This is a genomic window from Pinirhizobacter sp., from assembly GCF_035317885.1.
Lineage (GTDB): Bacteria > Pseudomonadota > Gammaproteobacteria > Xanthomonadales > Rhodanobacteraceae > Pinirhizobacter.
Genome location: NZ_DATHFX010000336.1, coordinates 1 through 7,549, shown reverse-complemented (window position 1 = coordinate 7,549; position 7,549 = coordinate 1). Strand labels below are relative to the sequence as shown.

Genomic DNA, 7,549 nt, shown 5'->3' with positions numbered 1-7,549 from the left:
ATCATCGAGGTGATCGACCGGGGGCCGGGCATCCCGCCGAAGGTGGCCGCGCAGATCTTCGAACCGTTCTTCACGACACACGAATACGGCACGGGACTGGGCCTGTACCTGGCCCGGCAGATGAGCGAGGCGAACCAGGCGGCGCTGGAATACGTGCGCGTGGCCGGCGGCGGCAGCTGTTTCCGCATCACCCTGACCCCGCCCGCGCGGCACCCGGTACCGGCCGCCGCGGCCGTCCGGACATGAGGGGAGCCTTGCGTTATCGCCCGGCACGGGTATCTTTGCCGGGGGGGAAGACTACCGGCATGCTGACGTACTCATGAGCAAACAGACCGTACTGGTCGTCGACGACGAACGGGATATCCGTGAACTGTTGACGATCACACTAGGGCGCATGGAGCTCGAGGTGGACGCCGTGGGCAGCGTCGGGGAAGCCCGCGCCGCCCTCGATGGGCGCCGCTACGACCTCTGCTTCACCGACATGCGCCTGCCCGACGGCAGCGGCCAGGAATTGATCGAGCTGATCGCCGAGCGTTTCCCGGAGACGCCGGTGGCGATGATCACCGCCTACGGCAACGTTGACGCGGCGGTCAACGCGCTCAAGGCCGGCGCCTTCGACTTCGTCTCCAAACCGGTCGACATCCAGCTGCTGCGGCGCCTGGTGCGCACCGCGCTCAAGCTGTCGGAGGAGCGCAAGGCCGGCATCAGCGCCAGCGCCGCCGCGGGCGACCCGTCGAACCGGCTGATCGGTGCCTCAGCCGCCATGCAGCAGGTGCGCGCCACCATCGCCAAGCTCGCCCGCAACCAGGCGCCGGTGTACATCGGTGGCGAATCGGGCGTGGGCAAGGAGCTGGTAGCCCGTCTGATCCACGACTTGGGCCCCCGCGCCAACGGTCCGTTCGTGCCCGTCAATTGCGGCGCGATTCCGTCCGAATTGATGGAAAGTGAATTCTTCGGCCATCGCAAAGGCAGCTTCACCGGTGCCCACGCCGACAAGGAAGGCCTGTTCCAGGCCGCCCAGGGCGGCACGCTGTTCCTGGACGAAGTAGCGGAACTGCCCTTGCACATGCAGGTGAAACTGCTCCGCGCCATCCAGGAAAAGGCCGTGCGCCCGATCGGTGGCCGCGACGAAATTCCCGTCGACGTGCGTTTGCTCTCTGCCACGCACAAGAACCTGGCGGCGCTCGTGGACGAGGGCCAGTTCCGCCAGGATCTCTTCTACCGCATCAACGTGATCGAACTGCGCGTACCGCCCCTGCGCGAGCGCCGCGGCGACGTCCCGGCGCTGGCGCAATTCATCCTGGCCCAGCTGGCTGCCGAAAGCGGTGGCACGGTCGGGCGCCTGCAGCCGGCCGCACTGGCGGCGCTGGAGGAATACGAATTCCCCGGCAACGTGCGCGAGCTTGAGAACATCCTGGAGCGGGCCATGGCCATGAGCGATGGCGAGACCATCGAGGCGGCCGACCTGATGCTGCCGCAGCGGCTGGCGCGCGCCACGCCCAACGGCGGCGCACCGGCGCCCGTTGCAGAAGCCGCGCCCGTGGCCGCCGCGCAGAATCCCGGCGGCCTGGAAGATTACATCTCGAACATCGAGCGCGATGCCATCGTCAAGGCGCTGGAAGAATCCCGCTATAACAAGACGGCCGCGGCGAAGAAGCTCGGCATCACCTTCCGCGCCCTGCGCTACAAGCTCAAGAAGCTCGGCATCGACTGATGCCGAGCACTTGAGTCAAGCCTTGCCCAGGGCCTCGCGCACCACCCGCAACAACGCCCTCACCTCGATCGGCTTGTCCAGCGCGTAAAGGCGCTCGAGCGGCGGCAGGCCTTCAAGGTCGGGCGGCGAGCCTGGCCGCGACAGCAGCAAAACCGCGCCGTCGTAGCCGTGCTCGAGCAGGGCGGCCAGGGTACGCACGCCGGTGAAGAGGTTCATGTCGGCATCGAGTACGACCAGGTCGGGAATGCCGTGGGCCTCGATCCACTGCAACGCAGCCGTGCCGCTCTGGCTGGCACCGGCCTGGTAACCGTAGGCATTGAGCGTATCGGTGAGCAGCGACAGCTGCATGGCTTCCTCGACCACGACCAGCACGCGCTCGGCCTCGCCCTGCAGGGTTTCCTCGTGAACGCCATCTTCGATGTCCCCACCCTCGGTCAGCGGCAGGTACAGGTGGAAGGCGGTGCCTTCACCTGCAACGCTGTGCACGCGCATCAGGCCGCCATGGCTGGCCACGATGCGCTTGCACGAAAGCAGCCCCAGGCCGGTGCCGGTTTCCTTGGTGGTGAAGAACGGCTCGAACAGCCGGCGCAGCACTTCCGGTGACATGCCCTGGCCGTCGTCGATCACCGACAAGCGCAGGTAACGGCCGGGCGCCGCGGATTCTCCCCCTTCAAGGAAATCGACATCGAGCATTTCACCGGCCGTCTCCACCTTCAGCGTGCCGCCATCGGGCATGGCCTGGATGGCATTCAGGCACAGGTTCAACAGGCATTGCTGCAACTCGGTGTGGTTGCCCTCGAAGGTGACGTCCGCGTCGAAGACGTCCACGCTCATGTCGATACCACGCGGCACGCTGCCTTGCAGCAGCAGGCCCAGCGCATCGAGCAACGCTCCCAGGCGCACCTGCTCGGCGCGTCGCGCGCCACGCGCGAAGGAAAGCATCGAGGACACCATTTCCAGGCCACGCCGGCCGCAGTCGCGCACCAGCGCCCCCAGGCGGGCCAGCCGCGGATCGTCGGCGTAGTCTTCCAGCGTGTCGCCGGCCAGCAACAGCGGTTGCAGCAGGTTGCGCAAGTCATGGCTCAAGCCCCCGGCCAACAGCGCCAGGCTCTCGAAGCGCTGCGCGCGGATCAGTTCCATCTCCGCGCGGGCACGGGCGCGCTGCTCGTCGGCCTCGCGCAGCGCGCGGCGCACGGCGCTGGCCAGGCGTGCATGGTGCTGTTTAAGGATGTAGTCGGTGGCGCCGTTACGCAGCGCCTCGATAGCCGCTTCCTCGCCCAGGGTGGCCGAGACGAAGATGAAAGGTATATCCGAGCCGCGCGCGCGCAGGATCTCCAGCGCGCGCTGGCCACTGAAGCCAGGCAGGCTGAGGTCCGATAGAACGATGTCCGGATGGAATTCGTCCAGGCATGCGATGAAGCCCTCTTCGTCTTCCACCAGGCGCACTTCGTAGGCCATGCCATCGGCCTCGAGCTCACCCAGGATGAGCTCGGCATCGAGGGCATTGTCCTCGACTTGCAAAATGCGCACGGTGCCGTGGGCGGCTTCGCGCAGCGGTGCCATTGGATCGCCCCTCCAGTCCATCGACGCCCCTGGCCTATTCGCCTTCCGGGCGCTGGTTCAGCACCGCCCAGAAATGGCCAAGGGTCTGCACCGCGGTGAAGAACTGCTGCACGTCCACAGGCTTCAGGACATAGGCATTGACGCCCAGGTCCCAGCTGCGCGCAAGGTCGCTTTCCTCCCGTGACGAGGACAGGATCACCACCGGGATTCGCTTCAAGGCGCTGTCCGCGCGCATCTGGGTGAGGGCTTCCAGGCCGTCCATCCGCGGCATCTTGATGTCCAGCAGCACCACCGCGGGAACCTCCGGCGGACGGTTGGCGAAACGACCGCGTGAATGCAGGAAATCCATGCATTCCACGCCGTCCTCGACGTGGACGATGGGGTTGGCAAGCTTCGCCTCGCGCAGGGCGTCGATGGCCATTTCGGCATCCGCCGCGCTGTCCTCGACAAGCAGGATGGTACGAAGATCACGCTGGTTCATGCTGCCTCACCTGTGCTGAAAGCCTTGCCCATGTCGCTGGCAGGCAGGGAAAAATGGAAGCTGGCGCCATGATCGACCTCGCCCTCAGCCCAGGTACGCCCGCCGTGCCGGGCGACGATGCGCCGGACGTTGGCAAGCCCGATGCCGTTGCCGGGAAACTCCGACGCACGGTGCAACCGCTGGAATACGCCGAACAATTTGGCAGCATATTGCATGTCGAACCCCGCGCCATTGTCGGTCACGGAAAATTCCCAGTCACCCGAACGGCCGCGCTCGCCTTTCACCTCGATTCGCGCGCGCGCGCTGTGCGCCGTGTACTTGATCGCGTTGCTGAGCAGGTTCTGCCATACCGTGCGCAGCATGTTCTCGTCGCCCACCACGATCGGCAGCGGCGCGATGACCCATTCGATCTTGCGGTCGCCCGCCTCGGTTTCAACCAGCGCACGTGCCTGCTCGACGAGCGATTGCATGTCCATCGGCTGCAATCGCAACGCCCCACGGCCCAGGCGCGAGAATACCAGGAGGTCGTCGATCAGCTGCGCCATGCGCCGGGCCGAGGTACCGATGATATCGATGTAGTGCCGCGCGCGCTCGTCGGCCACTTCGGCCAGGTGGGTCTCCAGCTTGCTGGAGAAGCCGGCGATATGGCGCAAGGGCGCACGCAGGTCGTGCGACACCGAGTAACTGAAGGCCTCCAGCTCACGGTTGACATCGGACACCTGTTCCACCTTGCCCTCGAGCTGGCGGTTCAGTTCGTTGACGCGCTGCTCCACCAGGGCGCGTGCGGTGATATCGCTGACCGTCACCAGCACCGCCGGATGCTCGGTGCCCGGCTCCTCCAGCCGGCGTGCATTGATCACCACCGTGCGGTCGACCCCGTCGACCGTGCGCTGGTTCATTTCGAAATCCCATAGCTCGCGGTCGCGGGCCAGCACGTCGGACAGGCGCTGGAGCAATGCCGGGGCACTCCATGCACCATTGCCCAGCGAGGAGAGCGGTACCGACACGGTAAGGTCTTCCACCCCGTAAAGCTCGCCGAAAGCCTCGTTCACCAGCAGGGTATTGAGCCTGGCGTCGAGCATGGCGATGGGCTCGCGCACGGCCTGGACGATGAGCCCGGATCGCTGTACCGCGAACCGCGCCACGGCTTCCGCCTCCAGGCGCCGGGCGATCTGCCGCTCGGACAGCACCACCAGGGTCACCAGCAGGATGATCTGCGCCGCCGAGGTACCGAAGAGGATCCACTGGTTGTTGCGGTCCAGGCGCTGGGCCTCGACCCGGCGCTGGGCGAGCAGCTTGTCTTCGTCGGCAATGATCGCATTGAGGGTGTTGCGAAAAGCAAACAGCCGGGCTGCGTCGGCCATCGAGGCATAGGCGCCGGCCTTGTCGCCGGCGGCCATGCGCGCCAGGGCCTGGTCCATCAGCGTGATGCGGCCGATGGTCATGGATTCGAGCGAGCCCACGCGCACCTGCTGATTGTTGTTGTCGCCAGTAAGCGCCCGCAGTTGGCGTACCAGTTCGACGGTCTCGTTATGGGCACTTTTGGCGCGCTCGTCGAGCGCCGGGCTGTTGGCGCCTGCAAGCATGGCGTAGATCGCCGCCTCACTGTCGCGGAGCGTGGCTTCCACGCCGAACGCGCGTGCGCGCACCTCGGCCGTATGCGTGACCCAGTCGCGGGCCCGCGTGGCATCGGCGGCACTGTCGCGGGTGACGACATACGGAAGCGCGACAATGATCAGCACGGCGATCAGAAGTCCCGCTAGTCGCCAGCGCAAGACCGTACGTTCTTTCATCTCCCCCCGCTTTCTTATCGTCGGTGTCGCGCCGAATCTCGCCTATTCTCGCATGGTTACACGCCAGCGCCCCGGTGCCGAGGGCATCGGGGCGCGCGTTTTTGGTGCTCTAGATGCCCACCGGGCCGTGAACCGGGCGTGACGGTCCCCTTAGGGGGCACCGCCATACGGGCTCATCGCCTGCGGCCGGGAGGCCGTGGAACTGCCCCACGCCTTCTGCGGGGTGGCCGACATCACGAAATGCAGTTCCCCGCCGGCAAGAATTTCCCCATGGCTGATCCAGGTACGTTCCAGCGGCTTGCCGTCGAGGGTGACGCTTGCCACGTACGGGTGGGCGTCGTCCAGGTGCTCGGCGGTTACCGTGAAGCGCTTGCCCGAAGGCAGGTTCACGGTGGCTTTGGCCACGAACGGCCGGCCGATCGCGTACTGGTTGCTGGCCGGGGCCACCGGATAGAAACCCAGCGAGGTGAACACGTACCAGGCAGACATCTGGCCCAGGTCGTCGTTGCCCACCAGGCCTTCGGGCGTGGGCTTGTACTGGGTGTCCATGATCTGCTTCAACCGGCCCTGGGTCTTCCAGGGGGCGCCGGCGAAGTCGTAGAGGTAGGCCAGGTGGTGGCTGGGCTCGTTGCCGTGTGCGTACCAGCCGATCAGGCCGGTGATGTCCTCGACGTGGGCGAAGGATTTCGGATCCACCTTCGCTTCGAACACCTGGTCCAGCCGATCGATGAACTTCGCGTCGCCGCCCAGCAGGGTGATCAAGCCGGCCACGTCCTGCGGCACGTACCAGGAATACTGGTAGGCGTTGCCTTCGGTGTAGTCGCTGCCATAGCCGGCCGAAGCCGGGTCGAACGGTTCCCGGAAGCTGCCGTCGGCCTTGCGCGCACGGGCGAAGCCGGTCTTCTCATCGTAGGTGTTACGCCAATTGGCCGCGCGCTTGTAGAAGGTGGCGGCGATATCGTCCTTGCCCATGGCCTTGGCGGCCTGGGCGAGGGTCCAGTCGTCGAAGGCGTATTCGACTGTCTTGGAGGCGGCCTCCGGGCTCTTGTCGATGGCCACGTAGCCGTTCTTCATGTAGCCGTCCAGACCGCCGTAGGGGCCATAGGTGGCGCTGGCCACCATGGCTTTCAGGGCTGCGTCCGCGTCGTAGCCGCGGATGCCCTTGACGTAGGCATCGGCAATCACGGGCACGGCGTGGTAGCCGATCATGCACCAGGTTTCCAGACCCTGGTAGGCCCACACGGGCAGGATGCCGAACGGGCTGGACTGCTGTGCGGCGATCAGCGAGCTTACGAAATCGTTGCTGCGGTCGGGCTCAAGCAGCGTCATCAGCGGCTGCTGCGCGCGATAGACATCCCACAGCGACCACGTGGAATAAAAGGTGAACTTGTCGGCTTTGTGCACCTGGTTGTCCGGGCCGCGGTACTCGCCATTGACGTCCTGGGCCAGGCTCGGCGCGATCATCGCGTGGTAGAGCGCGGTATAGAACATGCGCCGGGTGGCGGCAGGCGCGGTAACGTCCACGGTGGACAGGGCTTTCTCCCAGGACTGCCGCGCACCGGCGCGGGCAGCGTCGAAGTCGAGGTTCTTGCCGTCTGCATCGAGGTTGGCCACGGCGTTGTCCTCGCTCACCGAGGAGATCGCCACCTTGACCGTGAGCGGTGCTTTGAGCTGGCCGAAGTCGAAGACGCCCAACAGCCCGCGGCCGGTTTCGGCGTCGGTGTTGTAGCCCTTCTGGCCGGGACCGGCGAAGCCCTTGTAGGGGACGTCCGACTCCTTGTTGTACAGCTCGCGAGAGGCCATCGGCTGCGAGAAGCGCATGGCGAAGAACAGCTGGCGCCCCGGTGCCCAGCCGCGGGTGGTGCGGCCACCAGTGACGGTGCCATCGGGCCGCACGCGCAACGACGCCCACAGCACCTTGCCGTCGTAGTCGTAGATGCTCGGGCGAAGGTCAAGCAGCACATGCGCCGGCTTGCCCTTGGGGAACGTGTAGCGGTG

Annotated in this window: 6 protein-coding genes; 2 read left to right on the top strand and 4 right to left on the bottom strand. The window is 66.1% G+C overall.

Features of this window, described 5'->3' with window-relative positions; all coding sequences use genetic code 11:
* Together VK519_RS10955 and VK519_RS10950 are read left to right on the top strand one after the other, a co-directional pair.
* Positions 1-246 (top strand): ATP-binding protein (locus VK519_RS10955; protein ID WP_324349766.1); only part of this gene is annotated, 246 nt, incomplete at its 5' end.
* 73 nt (positions 247-319) lie between these two features.
* Positions 320-1,714: a sigma-54-dependent transcriptional regulator gene (locus tag VK519_RS10950; protein WP_324349765.1), complete on the top strand. Its 1,395-nt coding sequence runs from the start codon at positions 320-322 to the stop codon at positions 1,712-1,714.
* A gap of 15 nt (positions 1,715-1,729) precedes the next feature.
* Here the strand turns inward: VK519_RS10950 and VK519_RS10945 are convergent, their stop codons facing one another.
* The 4 genes from VK519_RS10945 to VK519_RS10930 all read right to left on the bottom strand — a co-directional run.
* Positions 1,730-3,277 (bottom strand): response regulator, encoded by a 1,548-nt coding sequence (locus tag VK519_RS10945; protein ID WP_324349763.1) that lies wholly within the window; start codon positions 3,275-3,277, stop codon positions 1,730-1,732.
* A gap of 34 nt (positions 3,278-3,311) precedes the next feature.
* A complete protein-coding gene (locus VK519_RS10940; protein WP_324349761.1) occupies positions 3,312-3,758 on the bottom strand; it encodes a response regulator in 447 nt (148 codons plus the stop codon).
* Positions 3,755-5,551, bottom strand: a complete 1,797-nt coding sequence (locus tag VK519_RS10935) for a sensor histidine kinase (RefSeq protein ID WP_324349759.1) — start codon at positions 5,549-5,551, stop codon at positions 3,755-3,757. Before VK519_RS10935 ends, VK519_RS10940 begins: the two co-directional genes overlap by 4 nt.
* Before the next feature lie 150 nt (positions 5,552-5,701).
* On the bottom strand, positions 5,702-7,549 hold a 1,848-nt coding region (locus VK519_RS10930), incomplete at its 5' end, for a GH92 family glycosyl hydrolase (protein WP_324349757.1).

Bases quoted from the DNA above. Each gene is read 5' to 3' on its own strand.
- VK519_RS10950 (WP_324349765.1), top strand. From the start codon at position 320: ATGAGCAAACAGACCGTACTGGTCGTCGACGACGAACGGGATATCCGT.
- VK519_RS10945 (WP_324349763.1), bottom strand. From the start codon at position 3,277: ATGGCACCGCTGCGCGAAGCCGCCCACGGCACCGTGCGCATTTTGCAA.
- VK519_RS10940 (WP_324349761.1), bottom strand. From the start codon at position 3,758: ATGAACCAGCGTGATCTTCGTACCATCCTGCTTGTCGAGGACAGCGCG.
- VK519_RS10935 (WP_324349759.1), bottom strand. From the start codon at position 5,551: ATGAAAGAACGTACGGTCTTGCGCTGGCGACTAGCGGGACTTCTGATC.